Annotated in this window: 13 protein-coding genes; 6 read left to right on the forward strand and 7 right to left on the reverse strand. The window is 60.8% G+C overall.

Annotation, left to right across the window (positions count from 1 at the left end; all coding sequences use genetic code 11):
* The first annotated feature begins 11 nt into the window (after positions 1-11).
* Complete coding sequence (gene recG, locus WDN46_18595) at positions 12-2,105, forward strand: ATP-dependent DNA helicase RecG (GenBank protein ID MEJ0095335.1); 2,094 nt, start codon at positions 12-14, stop codon at positions 2,103-2,105.
* On the opposite strand, the gene WDN46_18600 is transcribed toward recG, so the two are convergent.
* The 4 genes from WDN46_18600 to WDN46_18615 are packed head-to-tail and all read right to left on the reverse strand — an operon-like array spanning position 2,106 to position 6,241.
* Positions 2,106-3,341, reverse strand: coding sequence for an MFS transporter (locus WDN46_18600; protein ID MEJ0095336.1), 1,236 nt, complete (start codon positions 3,339-3,341; stop codon positions 2,106-2,108).
* Positions 3,341-4,075, reverse strand: a complete 735-nt coding sequence (locus tag WDN46_18605) for a methyltransferase domain-containing protein (protein ID MEJ0095337.1) — start codon at positions 4,073-4,075, stop codon at positions 3,341-3,343. Before WDN46_18605 ends, WDN46_18600 begins: the two co-directional genes overlap by 1 nt.
* A gap of 46 nt (positions 4,076-4,121) precedes the next feature.
* Positions 4,122-4,586 (reverse strand): DNA polymerase III subunit chi, encoded by a 465-nt coding sequence (locus WDN46_18610; GenBank protein ID MEJ0095338.1) that lies wholly within the window; start codon positions 4,584-4,586, stop codon positions 4,122-4,124.
* A gap of 26 nt (positions 4,587-4,612) precedes the next feature.
* Positions 4,613-6,241, reverse strand: coding sequence for a leucyl aminopeptidase (locus WDN46_18615; GenBank protein ID MEJ0095339.1), 1,629 nt, complete (start codon positions 6,239-6,241; stop codon positions 4,613-4,615).
* A gap of 497 nt (positions 6,242-6,738) precedes the next feature.
* On the opposite strand from WDN46_18615, the gene lptG reads away from it, so the two are divergent.
* From lptG to rsmA, 5 genes are all read left to right on the forward strand, one after another.
* Positions 6,739-7,824 (forward strand): LPS export ABC transporter permease LptG, encoded by a 1,086-nt coding sequence (gene lptG / locus WDN46_18620; GenBank protein MEJ0095340.1) that lies wholly within the window; start codon positions 6,739-6,741, stop codon positions 7,822-7,824.
* Positions 7,824-10,538: an LPS-assembly protein LptD gene (locus tag WDN46_18625; protein MEJ0095341.1), complete on the forward strand. Its 2,715-nt coding sequence runs from the start codon at positions 7,824-7,826 to the stop codon at positions 10,536-10,538. The genes lptG and WDN46_18625 overlap by 1 nt, the downstream gene beginning before the upstream one ends.
* 62 nt (positions 10,539-10,600) lie before the next feature.
* Positions 10,601-11,557 (forward strand): SurA N-terminal domain-containing protein, encoded by a 957-nt coding sequence (locus WDN46_18630; protein MEJ0095342.1) that lies wholly within the window; start codon positions 10,601-10,603, stop codon positions 11,555-11,557.
* 13 nt (positions 11,558-11,570) lie between these two features.
* Complete coding sequence (pdxA, locus tag WDN46_18635; protein ID MEJ0095343.1) at positions 11,571-12,620, forward strand: 4-hydroxythreonine-4-phosphate dehydrogenase PdxA; 1,050 nt, start codon at positions 11,571-11,573, stop codon at positions 12,618-12,620.
* Entirely contained in the window at positions 12,605-13,498 is an 894-nt protein-coding gene (gene rsmA, locus WDN46_18640; protein MEJ0095344.1) for a 16S rRNA (adenine(1518)-N(6)/adenine(1519)-N(6))-dimethyltransferase RsmA, read from the forward strand. Before pdxA ends, rsmA begins: the two co-directional genes overlap by 16 nt.
* 21 nt (positions 13,499-13,519) lie before the next feature.
* Here rsmA and WDN46_18645 read toward each other — a convergent pair whose 3' ends face one another.
* The 3 genes from WDN46_18645 to opgC form a co-directional block, all read right to left on the reverse strand.
* On the reverse strand, positions 13,520-14,416 hold the full coding sequence (locus WDN46_18645) for a formate/nitrite transporter family protein (protein ID MEJ0095345.1): 897 nt from the start codon (positions 14,414-14,416) through the stop codon (positions 13,520-13,522).
* Between the two features lie 78 nt (positions 14,417-14,494).
* Complete coding sequence (locus WDN46_18650; protein ID MEJ0095346.1) at positions 14,495-15,235, reverse strand: SGNH/GDSL hydrolase family protein; 741 nt, start codon at positions 15,233-15,235, stop codon at positions 14,495-14,497.
* Entirely contained in the window at positions 15,232-16,362 is a 1,131-nt protein-coding gene (gene opgC, locus WDN46_18655; GenBank protein MEJ0095347.1) for an OpgC domain-containing protein, read from the reverse strand. Before opgC ends, WDN46_18650 begins: the two co-directional genes overlap by 4 nt.
* Positions 16,363-16,418 lie beyond the last annotated feature (56 nt).

Below are 16,418 nucleotides of genomic sequence, written 5' to 3' on the forward strand. Positions count from 1 at the left end.
CCTCCGCCTCCATGCGCCCTGCCCTGCTTAATCCGTTGTTCGCTTCGGCTGCAAGCCTTCCTGGCGTTGGGCCCAAAACCGGCAAGCTGCTCGATCGGCTGCTCGGCGGGGCGGCGCCTGAGGCTCGGGTCGTCGATCTGCTGTTTCATCTGCCTGTCGCGACGATCGATCGGCGCAATAGGCCCAAAATTGTCGACGCCCCGCTGGGCGCGGTGGTGACGCTTGAGGCCGTTGTCGTGGAACACAGGGCGCCGGCGCGCGGCAAAGGCCCCTATCGAGTGCTGGTGGAGGATGAAACCGGCGATGTTCTTCTCGTCTTCTTCCTGGCCAACCACGCTTGGATCCAGAAAAGTCTTCCGCTCGGCGGCAGACGCTGGATTTCGGGCAAGCTCGAACTTTGGGAAGGCCATCGCCAGATGGTTCACCCTGCTCATGTCCTCGACGCCGAGGGCTTCGCCAAAATGTCGCCGGTCGAGCCTGTCTACGCCCTGACGGAGGGTCTTTTTCCCAAAATCCTGATGAAAGCGGTGGATGCGGCGCTGAACCGGCTTCCGGCCCTGCCGGAATGGCATGAGGTGGCCGCTCTCGCGAGGACGGAATTTCCGTCGTTCAACGAGGCTTTGCGCGCGGCGCATCAGCCCCCGACGCCGGAGGCGATCTTGCCCGAAGCGCCGGCGCGGAGGCGGCTCGCCTTTGATGAATTCCTCGCCGGCCAGCTCGCATTGTGCCTAATGCGGGCGGAGCTGCGGCGCTCGCCGGGGCGGGCCAGCATTGGCGATGGCCGCATCTTCGCCAAGATCATCGAAGCCTTGCCGTTTAAGCTCACGCCCGCGCAGCAAAGCGTTTTGACGGAAATCCACGCCGATCTCGCCAGCGACAATCGGATGCTGCGTTTGCTGCAAGGCGATGTCGGTTCGGGCAAGACTCTGGTGGCCCTGCTTGCCATGGCGACTTGCGTCGAGGCTGGACGGCAGGCGGCGCTGATGGCGCCGACGGAAATTCTCGCTCGCCAGCATTTTCAGGCGCTGAGCGGATGGGCCGAAGCCGGCCTCAAACTCGCGCTGCTCACCGGGCGCGACAAAGGCGCCGAACGGACCAGAACCCTCGACGCCCTCGCCTCGGGCGCGATCGACATCATCATCGGCACCCATGCGCTCTTTCAGGAGAGCGTCGGCTTTCACGACCTCGGCCTCGCCGTGGTGGATGAGCAGCACCGTTTTGGCGTGCATCAACGCCTCGCCCTGGGCGACAAGGGAGAGCGGACCGACATTCTCGTGATGACCGCAACGCCGATCCCGCGCAGTCTGGTGCTAACCTATTTCGGCGACATGGACATTTCGACGATCCGGGAGAAGCCCGCGGGGCGCAAGCCGATCGAGACAAGGGCGCTGCCGCTCGAGCGGATCGACGAACTGGTCACGAGATTACGCAGCGCGATCGACGCCGGGGCGCGGGCTTTCTGGGTCTGTCCGCTGGTCGAGGAAAGCGAGCTTCTTGACGTCGCCGCCGCGCAGGAGCGCTTCACGCATTTGCAGGCTATCTTCGGCGATAAAGTCGGCCTCGTCCACGGCAAGATGAAGAGCCACGACAAGGACGCCGCCATGGCTGCTTTCGCAGCTGGCGCGACGCAAATTCTGGTCGCGACCACGGTGATCGAAGTCGGCGTCGACGTGCCAGAGGCGAGCATCATGGTCATCGAACATGCCGAGCGCTTCGGCCTCGCCCAATTGCATCAGCTGCGTGGCCGCGTCGGACGCGGGGCAGCTAACTCCTCCTGCCTCCTGCTTTACAAAGGTCCGCTCAGCGAGACCGCCAAGGGCCGCATCGCGATCATGCGCGAGACGGAGGACGGGTTTCGCATCGCCGAAGAAGATCTGCGCCTGCGTGGCGAAGGCGAAGTGCTCGGCTCCAAACAATCCGGGCTCCCCGGATTTCGCCTTGCGGACATCGCGGCGCACGGCGATTTGCTGATTCTGGCGCGCAAAGAAGCGCAAAAGGTCGTCGCAGAAAATCCGCGCCTTGAAGGGGAGCGTGGTCAGGCGTTGCGGCTCTTGCTGACGATTTTCGAGCGCGGCGAGGCAATCCGGCTTCTGGGGGCGGGCTGACTAGGCTCTCCTGCCTGTCCGTAAATACAGCGTAAACAGAGCGCACGCGGCAAAAAGCGCCAGTGCGGCGAGAATGGCCGCTGTCGCGCCATAACCGAACGCGTCGATGAGAAGAGCCTGCGGATAGGGCATCAAAAAAATCCCGATGTTGAAGGCCGTATTGAGCAGCGCTTGCGGGCCGGCGCGCTCGCTTGGCTCAACGCCCTCGCTCATCCACGCGGACAAAACCGGGTAGACGACGCTATAGCCCATGCCAAACAGCACGCCGGAGATGACGATCAGCCAGGATTGCCCGGCGAGCGCCAGAAGCGCGAAGCCCGCGCCTTGCGCCAAAAATCCGCCGGCGACGAGAATTTGCCGATCGATGGCCTCGAAGGCGCCCATCGCCAGGAAGCGGCTGGCGAATAGGGTGGTTGTCGAGGCCAGGAAAAAAGCGCCGATAGGAAGCGCCTTGGCCTGCAACAAAGCGGCGAGAAAGGCGGCGGTGAAGCCAAACATCGTTCCGTTAACGAAAACAGCCGCGAAGGCGAAAATCTGGCTGCGTTTCAATGAGCTCGATAAGTCGAGACCGCGCGCGCGCGGACGCGGGATGGGCCGAACTCCAAACGTCAGCGCAAGGCCGATGCAAGCCGGAATAGCGCCCTCAAGGAACATCGTTTGCGCTCCGAAAGCATTGAGAACATAGGCCCCGAAAGGCGGCGCAAACGCCTGCCCCACCGCGAACATGCTGGAAAACAACCCGATGAGATAGATAAACCGCCGCATATTGAGCCGGCTCTGCGCGTAGGTCACAAACGAGCTAAGCAGCAGGCCCTGCCCCACGCCCTGAACCAGCCGCGAGATGAGCGCCGGCCAAAATTCTGCGGCGGTATAGCGCAAGCTGAAAAAACCGACGATCATCAGCGCGACGGCGATGCGGCAAGTACCGAGAACGCCGATGCGAGCCGCGACGGCGCCTGACAAAAATGTGAACAGAATCACCGGAAACGCATAGAGCGAAAGCAAAAGCCCGGTCGCATGAAGATCGAAGTTTTCGCGCGCGAAAACGACGGCGAGCAGCGCGGCATGCGAATACATGAAAGAAACAAGAAAAGCGGCGAGCGCCATCTGAAAATATTCGCGGCGCCCCCGCGCATCGATGAAGCCGGCCTCAATCGCCGCTGTGTCGGCGGCGTCGGCGCTTTGCGGCGCGTTTCTCTCGCCGCGCAAGAATCGCTTGGGAAAAAAGGAAACCATCAAACATCATTAACGCGGCCGAGCAGCGCTCGCCAATGACGGCGCCCGACTTGCGGAGTCGCCGCTATATCCTCGATGGCGAGCGCGCGTAGACCCTGCCGCTCGGCCTCCGCGAAAATCGAGGGCGGCAGCGGCCAGGGCGGACCTTCCATGTCGGCGCCCTCGTCCCTCGCGCGGGCAATGAGGAGAAGCTTTCCGCCCGGCGCCAGCATTGAGGCGAGCGCTGCGAGCGCCTGCGGCAATAGCGCCGTGGATAGAGCCTGCAATGTATAGCACTCATGCACCAGATCGAAACTTTGTCGCCATCCCTCCGGCAGGGCGAAAAGATCAGCCGCTCGGTAGTCGACCTCCGTGCTCGGGAATCGGCGCTTCGCCCAACGGATCGCCTCATCGACCAGATCGAACGCAGTGACTTTTGCCCCTGCTGCGGAAAAGCATTCGGCGTTGTCGCCGAGGCCACAACCGACGTCGAGCGCGCGCAGGCCGCAAATTCCCCGCGCCTGCAGCGAAATCCATGCTTTGGTCAAAGGATGCGGCGCAAGATTTGCCCAAGGCACGCGCGCGGGATCTTCGTCCGCCAGCGCATAGACCGCCTCGAACCAGGCGCGGCGCACAGGATCGGCGGGGTTGGCGTCGCCGCCTTTGGCCGGATCAATCGCGTCCAACGCCTGGCGCGCATCAGCGCGGCGCGCCGCGAAAGCGGGCGAGGCTGGGTCGGCGGCAGATTGGGTCAACTCGGCTCCTTTTTACGGTCCGCGCGGCGGCAAAACCCGCCTTCGCTCAAACCTTCCGCTCCCAGCGCCCGGCATCGCTCTGCTGCCAATAGGTCAGGGCGAAGCCAAGATCCTTAAGCTCCTTCCATTGCGCCCGGGCCAACGCAAGTTCCTCGTCATCATTGCCGTCGAACACTGTGATCGCGCGGACATAGGAGCCGTCCGGCCGCGCCAAAACCTCGGCCATCGGCGCGCCTTCGACGAAAAACCGCACCGCGGCGCCATTGGGATTCTCGCCGCCGGTCGAAAGATAAACCGGTTGAAGCTCCCCATCGCCGTCGCGGGCGCGGCCATGCGCGAGAAAACTGGCCTCGGAATAGGTCCAAAGCCAATTATCCAGCGCATCGAGCCTTTCCTCGCTCATCGCCTGAACCGCGACGCGCCAGCCTTTTTCGAGCGATTTCTCGATGAGGCCCGGCAGCACGTTTTCAAGACTCTGGCGCTGCAAATGGTAGAACCAGATTTCGGTCATGCGTTTTCAGCCGGGCGCAAAGAGGTTTACCCCTCGTAATGATCGGCGACCAGCCTGTCGAGCAAGCGGACGCCAAAGCCAGACGCCCAACTCTGGTTAACTTCCGTCGCCGGCGAACTCATGCCGGTTCCCGCGATATCGAGATGCGCCCAAGGCGCGCCGTTGACGAATCGCTGCAGGAATTGCGCGGCTGTGATTGAGCCCGCGTGCCGGCCGCCGGTATTTTTCATGTCGGCGAACTTCGAATCGATCATTTTGTCATAGGCGGCGCCAAGCGGCAGAAGCCACAATTTTTCGCCGGTCGCCTTGCCGGCGGCGAGCAGCCGATCGCCCAATTCATCGTCATTGGTGAACAGCCCGGCGTGCTCCTGGCCGAGAGCGACGAGAACCGCGCCGGTGAGGGTCGCAAGATCGACCATGAACTTCGGCTTGAAGCGATCCTGAACATACCAAAGCACGTCACCCAGCACGAGACGACCTTCGGCATCGGTATTGATGACTTCGATTGTCTGGCCGGACATGGATTTCACGATGTCGCCGGGGCGCTGGGCATTCGGACCCGGCATGTTTTCGACAAGACCGATGGCGCCGACGACATCGACCTTTGCCTTCCGCGCCGCGAGCGCCTGAATGAGGCCGACGACGCAGGCGGCTCCGGCCATATCGCCTTTCATATCCTCCATGCCCGCGGCGGGCTTGATCGATATGCCGCCGGTGTCGAAACATACGCCTTTGCCGACGAAGGCGATGGGCTGTGTTTTGCCCTTGGCGCCGGCGGCTTTCGCTCCGCGCCAGCGCATAACGACGACGCGGCTCTCGCGCACCGAGCCCTGCCCGACCCCAAGGAGGGCGCCCATGCCCAACGCTCGCAGCGCCGGCTCATCGAGAATCTCCACCTCGACGCCGAGCTTTTCCAGCGCCTTGGCGCGATTGGCGAATTCCACCGGATAAAGGATATTGGCCGGCTCGTTGACGAGCGAACGCGCGGTCAAGACGCCTTCGGCCACGGCCTCGCGCAGCTTGGCTTCGCGGCGGGCGGCGACAGGATCCGCGACGGCGATGAAAATCTCGCTGAGGCCATCCTCCTCAGATTCGTCCTTTTTCTTTGTTTTGTAGAGATCGAAGCGATAATCGCGCAATTGCATTCCAAGCGCGAATTCTGCGACGGCCTCAGCCGCATCTGCCGGCGGGCGCGGCAAATCGAAGGCAATGGTCGCGCTGGAGCCGCGGCCGAGCTTGCCGATAATGAAACCGCCGAGATTAGCGTAGTCGGCGGCCGGGGGCGTCTCCGGCTTGATTACGGCGGATTTGTTCGCGCCAGATTTAACAACGTCTGATTCGGCTTTGTCTTGCTCGTCGGCCGCGCCAATGAGAAGCAGCCGGTCGGCGGCGAATCCCGCCGGGGCGATCAGATCGAGCGCGCTTCCGGCTTTGCCCTTGAACTTGGCGGCGGCGGCGGCCTTTTTGATCAAAGCCTCGCCATTCGCGCCGATGAGGCGGCGCGTCGCAGCTCCAAAATTCAACTCCGGCCCAACGAAAATAACCAAAGTCTGCGCGCTTTTGGCTTTGCCGCCTCGTTTGGCCGCCGTTGGCAGCGGCGTTTGAGCATCCAGCGGTTCAAGCGCGACAAATTCAATTTTTATGGACTGCAACATTTCATCCTCGAGAAACATTTTCTGCTGCGCTCACGATGTCGTGAACTGCGATCGCGCAACCTTTTTTCGCCTTGTCGCACATTTCCACTGAGAAAACGGACATTCCCGGCATATGTACGCCCGCAGGAGTTCGGGCAAGGTGCAATAGGCTCCGCTCTGGCTTCGCGCGAAGACCGGACAATGCCGAAAAATAGCCGCGACTTTGGAGTTTAGTCACGCTCGCGCCAAAGCAAAAGAGCAAAAGCTCGACCGCAGCCCTCGGCGGCTGTGGTGCGAAGGCCACGCGGCGTCCAATTTCGCCGCGCATAACCAAATTGAGAGCGCGGCGGCTGGCGGACGCCGCGTCAGAGTTGTACCAAAGTTGAACGTGGGGCGATCGGGTTTGAGTTTAAGATGCCAAGCATGACGCTTCACGCAATGCGATGGATGAGCGCCGCAGCGGTTGGCGCACCGTTGGCCGCGTTCCGAACAATGCGCGCTGAAGGAAACTCGGCGCGATGATCGGCCTGACCCTCGGCCGCTATTTTTCCGCCCGCTTCCTGACCCTCATCATGGCGGTGTTCATAACGATTTCCGGCATGATCTTCGTCGTCGACTTCGTCGAAATGCTGCGCCGCACAAGCGATATAGAAGGAGCGTCAACGCAGCGCGTCGCTATGCTCGCTCTTCTGCGCGCTCCTTCGGCCTCGGAACAGCTGATGCCTTTTTGCGTCCTCTGCGGCGCTATGGCGGCTTTCCTCGACCTGACGCGCAAGCTTGAACTGCTTGTCGCGAGGGCCGTCGGCGTCTCGGTCTGGGGATTTCTCGTTCCGCCAGTGTTGATCGCGGCTTTGATCGGCGTTTTGTCGGTCGCCTTGTTCAACCCGTTGTCGGCTGTGATGAAGCGCCACGCCGACGGAATCGAATTGCAGCTGTTTGGCCGCACGAGCAAGGATGCGCCCCCAGCGGATATTTGGATCAGGCAAAAAAGTGTGGATGGCGAGACCATCATCAAGGCCAAGTCCATGTCGAACGACGGCGCCCGCCTGATGGGGGCGACCGCTTATGTCTATGATCGAGAGGGCAAGTTTGAATCGGAAGTCGACGCGCCGAGCGCAGAGCTGCTGCCGGGAGTTTGGCGTCTCGATCACGCCCGCATTCTGACGCCGGGAGAAGAAAGTCTCGAAGTCGGGACCTACCTCCTCGCCACCAATTTGTCGCCCGAACAGGTCGCCGAAGGCGTCGTTGCGCCTGATTCCGTGCCATTTTGGGAATTGCCTACGATCCGCATGGAAACCGAGACAGCAGGACTCGACTCCACGGGTTTCCGGCTGCAATTTCAATCGCTTTTGGCGCGGCCGCTGCTGTTCATCGCGATGGTTTTGATCGCGGCGGCCTTTTCCTTAAGATTTTTCCGATTTGGTGGAATCGCCAAGATGGTCAGCGGTGGCGTGGGCGCAGGGTTCGTGCTTTATGTGGCGACGAAATTTGTTGGCGACCTCGGGGGAGCTGGATTGCTAAGCGCGCCAGTGGCCGCGTGGTCGCCGGCCGTCGTCGCGAGCATGCTTGGCGCGCTGGCTTTGTTGCATCAGGAGGATGGTTGATGGGGCGGCGTTTTTGCCCCGGTGATGTGATTGCCTGCCTGATCGCCCTGGGACGCCTCTCTGGCGATCGGGCGGCATTGCGTAACCGCGTCCTCTCGCTCGCGCGCGTCCCGGCGCAACGGACGCGATTCGCGAAGGCATTTTCGATTTGCCTCGCCGTTTTGCTCGGCGTCGCCCTTTCGGCGCTGGCGGGAGCCGTCCCTTCGCGCGCGCAGACGCTCGGCGATAGCCTCGTCAAGAAATCGGACCCCGCCAAACCCGACAAAATGTTCGTCGAGGCGACCGAACTTCGCTATGACCAGGTCAAAAATACGGTTTCGGCAGTAGGCGACGCCCGGGTGTATTATCAGGGTCGCGTGCTCGAAGCCGATCGCGTGATATATGATCGCAACACCGGCCGCGTCTATGCCGAGGGTCATGCCCGGATGACGGAGCCCGACGGCACAATTATGCACGCCGACCGGTTCGACCTTACGGATGATTTCCGCAACGGATTCATCGAGACTTTGCGCACGGACACGCCCGAGAAAACCTACGGCACGACGTTCTTCGACAAAGGCAGCTACAAGACCTACTTCAGCGCGCCGCGGGCCGAGCGCGTCGAAGGCGACACCACGGTTTTCGACAAAGGAACCTACACCGCTTGCGCGGCCTGCCAGGACAATCCCGATAAGCCGCCGCTCTGGCGCGTGCGGGCCAAGCGCATCATCCATAAAAACGACGAACAGATGATCTATTACGAGGACGCTTCGTTAGAGTTCCTCGGCATTCCGATCGCCTATGTGCCCTTCTTCTCCGCGCCAGATCCGAGCGTCAAACGCAAGTCCGGGATTCTTTCGCCGCACCTCATCATTAGCTCCGACCTTGGCTACGGAGTCGGCATCCCTATCTTTTGGGCGCTCGCGCCCGATTATGATTTGACGTTCACGCCAACCTATCTGTCGAAACAGGGATTTCTGGCCAGCGGCGAATGGCGTCAGCGTCTGGACACCGGCCAGTATTATATTCGCGCGAATGGAATCGCCCAAGAAAATCCGATGGATTTCCCTCAGTCGCCGTTTGGCGCCGGCGATAGGACTTTCCGCGGCTCTTTCGAAAGCAAGGGGCAAATCTACATCGCCGATAATTGGAAATTCGGCTGGGAGTTTACCCTCCTCTCGGATAAATTTTTCCTCAACGACTATCATGTTCCAAGTCAGACGCTGTCCTACAATTATTTCAGCGAGACGACTTCGACGGTCTATCTGATCGGCCAAGGCGACCGGGGCTATTTTGATTTGCGCGGCTATTATTTCGAGGGCCTCGCGAGCCAGGATTTCCAGCCTCAGCAACCGCTGGCGCATCCCGTTTGGGACTATAACAAGACCTTCGACGTCGACCCCGCCGCATCCTATGGCATTGGCGGCCAGGTCCAGTTGGACTTCAATCTGACGAGCCTCTCGGCCACCGCCGCAAGCTTTCAGTCCGTCGGGACTCAGGTGCTCGACAACGCCTTTGGCCTTCACAACGTCTGCACCAATTATGTTCCGGGCCAGACTGCCGGCACATGCCTACTGCGCGGCGTCGGCGGCGATTACACGCGAGCGACCGTCGAAACCTCCTGGCAACGAAAGTTCATCGATCCGATCGGCGAAGCGTGGACGCCCTTGGCCTTCGCCCGCGCCAATGGCGAGTGGCTCGATCTCAATACGACGAATTCGTTTACTTTCGCGTCCAGCGGCGGCTCATCGACGTTTTCGAATGCGTCGCAAGTGGGTTTCGTCGGCAACAAGGACCAGAGCTTTTATGGCGAGTTCATCCCCGGCATAGGATTGGACTACCGCTATCCTTTCTTTACGAAAACAAGCTTCGGCTCGATGACCGTCGAACCGATCGGTCAGATCATCGTGCGTCCAAACAACCAGATCGGGGCGAATTCGCTGGTCAATCTGGATTCGCAGAGCCTCGTTTTCGACGAATCCACTTTGTTTGAGTGGAACAAATATTCCGGCTACGACCGCTTCGAGACAGGGACGAGGGCAAATTACGGCGGCCAGTTCACGCTGAACCTGAAGGACGGCGGCTACGCCAACCTCATCGCGGGGCAATCATATCAAGTCGCCGGCACCAATTCCTATGCGACGCCTGACGCCGCCAACGTCGGCTTAAGTTCAGGTCTCGACACAAGACGCTCGGACTATGTCACCGGCCTTACCGTCGCCCCAAATGCAATTTTATCCTTCACCGCCAAAACTCGCTTGGATGTCGACACGTTCGCGCCAAGGCGCATTGATCTGGTCACCGCCTATAATCTCGGCGCGTGGACAGGAAATATTCAATATGCCAATTACCAAGCGCAGCCGGTGATTGGTTATTATGTGCGCCGCGAAGGGCTCTCATTGAACTCGCGATATAGACTCAGCGAGAATTATTTTGCGCAGGGCAACATTACTTTCGATATGAGCCGCCAATTTTACCCATCCAACTTGATCGGCCCAACCAACCCAGGACCCTTCGCGATCGCGCAGTTGGGAGTGGGCGTCGGCTATCAGGACGACTGCACGACCTTCTCTGTTAATTATTCGTCGATTTATCAGGACAATGGCAATGGCTCGCTGACTCGCAATCAAACCTGGCTTATTTCGTTGCAACTGCGAACCCTCGGCGACGCCAGAGTCAGCCAGACCACTTCAACCAATACGGCGCTCGACGGCGTCAACACCAACATTCGTTGATCTGGCTTGTAATGTTCTTGGAGGGGGCGGCAATTCCAAAGGAGGATAGAGAGTTGGGCACGATGCGGAACAATCTTGATGCGCGCGGCATCGGCGGCGTTGCTGGAGTCTGGTTCAAAGCATGCCTTGTCATTGTCGCGGCGACCGTCGCGTTGATCTTCGGCGGCGGCCAAGGCCATGCTCAGGCGATCGTCGCCAGCATCAATGGCGATCCGATCACGGATATCGACATCGACCAGCGGATGAAATTGCTCCGCGTTTTGCGCAAACCCGCAACGCGCGACGCGGCGATCGAAAGTCTGTTTACGGATCATCTCGAAAACCGCGAAACTTGGAAATTTGGCGTCGTCCCAAGAGACGAGGATATTACGCAGCAAATCATCAAGACTGCGGATGAAATGAAAATCCAGCCGCAAGCGCTGGTCGCCGCAATCCAAGGCGCTGGAGTGACGTCGGATCATTTCAAGGCGCATTTCCGCGCCGAGTTCGCCTTCGATCTTTTGGTGCAGGCCCTGAACAAAGGCGTTGAAGCGAGCGAAGAACAGGTCCGCGCGGAGATCGCCAAGCAGGGCGGCAAGGCCGCCGCCGGGACCGAATACACGGTGCGCCAGGTAATTTTCACATTGCCTAGCGCCGCAACGCCCGCCGCTATGATGGAGCGCGGGCGCGAAGCCGAGCAATTGCGCGGAAAGTTCACGAGTTGCGACACCGGCCTCCCCCTCGCCCGCGCCATCAATGACGTGACGGTGCGCGAACCTTTGACCAGGACCTCGCTCGAAATCAACGAAGGGCTTCGGCAACTGCTCGATAAAACGCCGGTCGGCCATCTGACGGCCCCGCAACGCTCGTCTTCGGGCCTCGAAATGATCGCCCTTTGCAATAAAGGCCCGGCCAAGGACGATACCGCCGCGCGCACCGTGATTTCGCAAAAGCTGCTCGCGTCTCATATTGCCGAAGACAGGCAACGCCGCCTCAAGGAACTCCGCGACCGGGCGGTGGTTGTGAAGACCGGCTCCTGATGGCGAGAGTTTGATGGCGAAACGGGGCGGCTCGGTCGGCGCCAAAGAAGAGATTCTCCTCGCCTTGACCCGAGGCGATCCGTCCGGCGTTGGCCCCGAACTCGCGCTGAAAGCTTGGACTGCGACCCACGCGGATCCCGAGGCGCCGCCCTTCCTGATTGCCGCCGAGCCGGGGCATCTTGCGGCGCTGGCGCATCGCCTGCGGCTCGCCGTTCCGATTGAGCCGATCCACGCGGCATCGGAGGCGGCGGCCTTGTTTCGCCGCGCCCTGCCGGTTCTGGCATCGCAGCATACCGTCGCAGGCGAGCCCGGCGCACCTGATCCGAGCGACGCCGCCGGCACGATCGCCTCAATCGAGTCCTGCGTAAAGCTCCTTCAAGCCGGCGAAGCCTCGGCGATCGTCACCAATCCGATCGCCAAAGAGGTTCTTTATCGGGCTGGCTTTCGACATCCGGGCCATACGGAATTTCTCGGCGAATTGGCTGGGCGTCTTTTTGGCCAAAAGGCCCAGGCCGTGATGCTGCTGTGGTCACCAGAACTTGCCGTCGTCCCGGCCACCATCCATGTTGCGCTCAGCGCTGTCCCCGCGCTTTTGACCCGCGCGCTTCTCGTCGAGACAGGGCTCATCGTCGCGCACGATTTCACCCAGCGCTTTGGCGTCGCACATCCGCGCCTCGCCTTCACCGGCCTCAATCCCCACGCCGGCGAAGGCGGAGCCATGGGTCGCGAAGAGATCGACATCATCGCTCCCTCTCTCGCCGAGCTGGCGGCGGCCGGGGTCAAGGTCAGCGGGCCGCATCCGGCGGACACTTTATTCCACGCCGCTGCGCGCAAAAACTATGACGTTGCCATCGCGATGTATCACGATCAGGCGCTGATTCCAATCAAGACCTTAGCTTTCGCCCATGCCGTCAACGTCACTTTGGGTCTGCCCTTCATTCGCACATCTCCCGATCACGGCACGGCTTTCGACATCGCCGGCAAAGGGATCGCAGACCCGACAAGCCTCATAGCTGCGCTAAATCTCGCCGGCCGGTTGGCGCGCCAATGCCCGGCCAGTTAGACGATCTGCCGCCCCTGCGCGAGGTCGTCGCCGCGCATGGTCTCGACGCAAAGAAAGCTCTGGGGCAGAATTTCCTCTTCGATCTCAATCTCACCGCCCGCATCGCGCGCGCCGCGGCGCCGCTCAGCGACGCCACAATCGTCGAGATCGGTCCTGGCCCCGGCGGATTGACGCGCGCGCTATTGGCGGAAGGCGCGAGAAAGATCATCGCCATCGAACGCGATGAGCGTTGCCTCGCGGCGCTTGCGGAGATCGCCGCGCGCTATCCCGGCCGCCTCGAGATCATAGCCGGCGACGCGCTCGACATCGATCTTGGCGCCCTCATCGGCGACGAGCGTCCGGCGCGGATTTGCGCCAACCTGCCCTATAACGTCGCCACCGCTTTGCTAACCCGCTGGGTCGAGAGCGAGCCCTGGCCGCCATGGTTCGACCGCATGACGCTGATGTTTCAGCGGGAGGTGGCCGAGCGCATCGTCGCCAGCCCGGCGCAGCGCGCCGCATATGGTCGGCTTGCGGTCCTCTGCAATTGGCGTTGCGAAACGCGGATACTTTTCGACATTTCGCCGGCCGCCTTTACGCCGGCGCCCAAAGTCACCTCGACCTTGGTCGAACTGAAACCCCGTTCGGCGCCGCTGCCCTGCGAGGGGAAGCTCCTGTCGGAGGTAACGCAGGTGGCGTTTGGACAGAGGCGCAAAATGCTGCGCCAATCCCTGAAATCATTAGGCTCCGGCGACGTCGCGGCGCTTCTCGCTGAAGCCAAAATCGAGCCCACGGCGCGCGCCGAGGAAATCGATGTCGCCGGTTTTGCAGCTCTTGCGCGCGCGCTTCAGGCGCGGCGACCGACGGCGACGATTTCTGCGCGTCCGCCCCATGGATAGCGTCCCCATCAACTTACGCGATTACGTCTTGGTCTTGCCGGCCTCGGGCGATGGATCGCGGAGCTGCGGCGCAACCTGTCCGTAATTCAAGCCGGCGACGAGCGCGACGCCGCCAACGACATTGCCAATGAATGTGGGCAGAAAGAATCGCATGGCATAATCCGACCAAGACGCTTCCCCCGTTTCGACGGCGTAAAAGGCATCGACTGATCCGGCGATGAGATGCGACAGACCCGCGATCGACACCACATAAGTTATGATGATGATAATAAATGGCCTCGCCGACCCAACGGCAGGCAGAATCCACACCATCAACGCGATCAGCCAGCCGGCGAAGACGGACCTTATGAACGTCGCGCCAAAGAAACCCCGAAAAACCTGGGCGCCGATGTCTGAAAAGGCCTTTTCAACCCCTGTCTCGAACACCGAAGAGTGGGCCAGAACAAAAGCGAAGGTCCAAGTGGCGGCAATATTCGCCAACAGCACCAGCGACCAGAGCCGCAGCACTCTTGCTAAAGTTTGACCATTTCTATTGTGCAGCAAGGGTAGGATCGGAGTCAGCGTATTTTCGGTGAACAGCTGCTGCCGACCGAGCACGACAATCAAAAAGCCGACTGTATAACCAAACGACGCGATCAAGGGCCGCCATGGCGCATCCGGCAGGTTCGCTTGCAAAACGCCCTGCACGACCAAAGAGAAGCCCATGGAAAGGCCTGCCGCAAATCCCGACAGCAACAGCGCCAATACGGTGCGCTTGAGTTCGCTTTCGCCCTCCGCACGAATTGTTTCGTGAATAAGCGCTGCATTGGCGTGGCTCTGTTCATTGATGGCGGCTCTCTCGGCATGGGAGAGCTCCTTCAGCCCCGCCGCTGGGCTGAGGCTGTTTCTTTCGTTCTGATCGGACGCTTTCTCTTTCATTAGGGCCCCGGCGCTGCTTTGACGAACATGCCATCGCGCGATCCGTTCCAATGTGTTCGAAGCTTGAGCGCCTCGGCTTTAATTCTGCGCGGGCCGCACCCTCTTTACGAAAAGGCTGACGATGACCGCATGGGCGACATGTTCCGCCATGCATTGGTAGCCGAGATCGTTCAGATGGAAATTGTCGCGTGACATCAACTGCAAGTTCGCCCGCGTCTGAGCGATAAACTGCATGGCGTCGTAGCGGCTGACATAGAGAATATTTTCCTGCGCCGCGATCGTCTTCAACGTTTCGCGTATCGCCGCGTAATTTGCATCGCGGGCGAGGCGCGGCGTGTATTGCAGCCCAACGAGAACAACATCAATTCCATTGTCCTTCAGCCAGCGAATCGTCGACTCGACGGTCGCTTCAAAATCATTTGGCGGAACGCGGGCGAGCGCGTCATTGGTTCCAAGTTGCCACAGCACCAGATCGGGCTTTTGCAGGGCGACTTCGCTTCGGATGCGCTCGGCCGTGTTCTCGGCGACCTCGCCCGGGATCCCTCGATTAGTAATCTGGAAGTCGACCCCTTTGAGCGCATGTTCGAGGATCGCCTCCAATTGGGAGGGGTAGCTTTTGCCGATGCCCGAGGCTCCGATCCCTTCGGTGGAGGAAGAGCCGATCGCGAGGATGCGCACCACCTGGCGCTTTTGCAGCACGGCGGCGACATTGGGGAGCGTCGCGGGAGCTGCGATATCGATCGCCGGCACATCGCAGGACGGGCTGAGCGGCGGCGCCGTAATTGGACGCGCGGCGCTGTCCTCGGCGTGAAGATTCAAGATGGCGCAATAGCCGAAGACGAGGGCGAGCGCGACTCGTTGGCCGAGGCTGCCCGCGTTCTTTCGCGCCATTCGGATGCCCATGCGACAAGACCCATTATCGAGACGCCCAAGATAACGATGATTGCGTCGGTTGCAACGCGCCCGCCGTAAACGAAGCGGAAGATCTGACCGGCGAGGCTGAGCAGGGACGCGGCGCAGAAGACATTCAACGAATTACGCCCGAGCATGGACAAAAAAATCGAGGGGCGCGGCAGCCATAGACTGATCATAGCGAAGGAGCCCGCAAAAAGCGCCGTCAAGGCCAGGCTGTGGATGAGTCGGGCCGGAGACAGGAACGTTTTGTCGAACATGAACAGAAGCTTTGGGGCGGGCACGGCGATCGGATCAGGCGAGAACCCGGTCATCGCCGCGGCGCCTCCAAGCAGGATGACGGGGATCGCGAGAAGCCGCAGCAGCTTGCGATGCCGCCGCGCCAAAGCTCCCAGACCGTCTTCCCCAGCAAGGACAAAACCCAGCACATAGATGACCTGCCAGGAGAACGGATTGAAGAACCAGGTTCCCTCAACTGGCCAGGTCGGCAAATTCACGCCGAATACAAGGACGAAAAGATAGATCGCGAACGAGATGGCCAGCAGAAGCCAGCTCCCGAGGCGCTGCGTCAGGGCGACCAGCGGGGCGGCGAACATCAGCACGACATAAAGCGGCAGGATATTGAAATAGCCGAGCTGATGCGTCAGCAGCACGAGACCGATGTGAGCCCTGACAGGATCGGCGAAGACCGCGGAGGCATTGTGCCAGTCAAGCAGAAACGGGGCGTCGAAAAAGAGCGAGGAGGCCGCCAGAAGCGCAATGGCGATCTCGGTGATGACGGTCTGCGCGATATAAACATTTAGCGCGCGCCCTTCGATCCGCAGAACCAGCAAACCTGCGGACAGCCCGGCCGCCGGACCATCGACCAATTTGCGCAAGGCCCAACCGGCGAGAAACACAAAGAGTTCGGCGGAGTCCGAAAGCGAGATGTTGCGGTAGGTGAACCGCTCGAAATAAAGCCCCGGAATATGATTGAAGAAGATCGTGAGGAGAGCGAAGCCGCGCCAGAAGTCGATTTCGTTTGGTGAGCGCATGCTGCTTCCCGAAACTGACGTTCATGGCGGCCCGATCGCTTAAGCGGGACTGAGAA

The organism is Methylocella sp. (assembly GCA_037200525.1).
GTDB lineage: Bacteria > Pseudomonadota > Alphaproteobacteria > Rhizobiales > Beijerinckiaceae > Methylocapsa.

Bases quoted from the DNA above. Each gene is read 5' to 3' on its own strand.
- recG (MEJ0095335.1), top strand. From the start codon at position 12: ATGCGCCCTGCCCTGCTTAATCCGTTGTTCGCTTCGGCTGCAAGCCTT.
- WDN46_18600 (MEJ0095336.1), bottom strand. From the start codon at position 3,341: ATGGTTTCCTTTTTTCCCAAGCGATTCTTGCGCGGCGAGAGAAACGCG.
- WDN46_18610 (MEJ0095338.1), bottom strand. From the start codon at position 4,586: ATGACCGAAATCTGGTTCTACCATTTGCAGCGCCAGAGTCTTGAAAAC.
- WDN46_18615 (MEJ0095339.1), bottom strand. From the start codon at position 6,241: ATGTTGCAGTCCATAAAAATTGAATTTGTCGCGCTTGAACCGCTGGAT.
- lptG (MEJ0095340.1), top strand. From the start codon at position 6,739: ATGATCGGCCTGACCCTCGGCCGCTATTTTTCCGCCCGCTTCCTGACC.
- WDN46_18625 (MEJ0095341.1), top strand. From the start codon at position 7,824: ATGGGGCGGCGTTTTTGCCCCGGTGATGTGATTGCCTGCCTGATCGCC.
- WDN46_18630 (MEJ0095342.1), top strand. From the start codon at position 10,601: ATGCGGAACAATCTTGATGCGCGCGGCATCGGCGGCGTTGCTGGAGTC.
- pdxA (MEJ0095343.1), top strand. From the start codon at position 11,571: ATGGCGAAACGGGGCGGCTCGGTCGGCGCCAAAGAAGAGATTCTCCTC.
- rsmA (MEJ0095344.1), top strand. From the start codon at position 12,605: ATGCCCGGCCAGTTAGACGATCTGCCGCCCCTGCGCGAGGTCGTCGCC.
- WDN46_18645 (MEJ0095345.1), bottom strand. From the start codon at position 14,416: ATGAAAGAGAAAGCGTCCGATCAGAACGAAAGAAACAGCCTCAGCCCA.
- opgC (MEJ0095347.1), bottom strand. From the start codon at position 16,362: ATGCGCTCACCAAACGAAATCGACTTCTGGCGCGGCTTCGCTCTCCTC.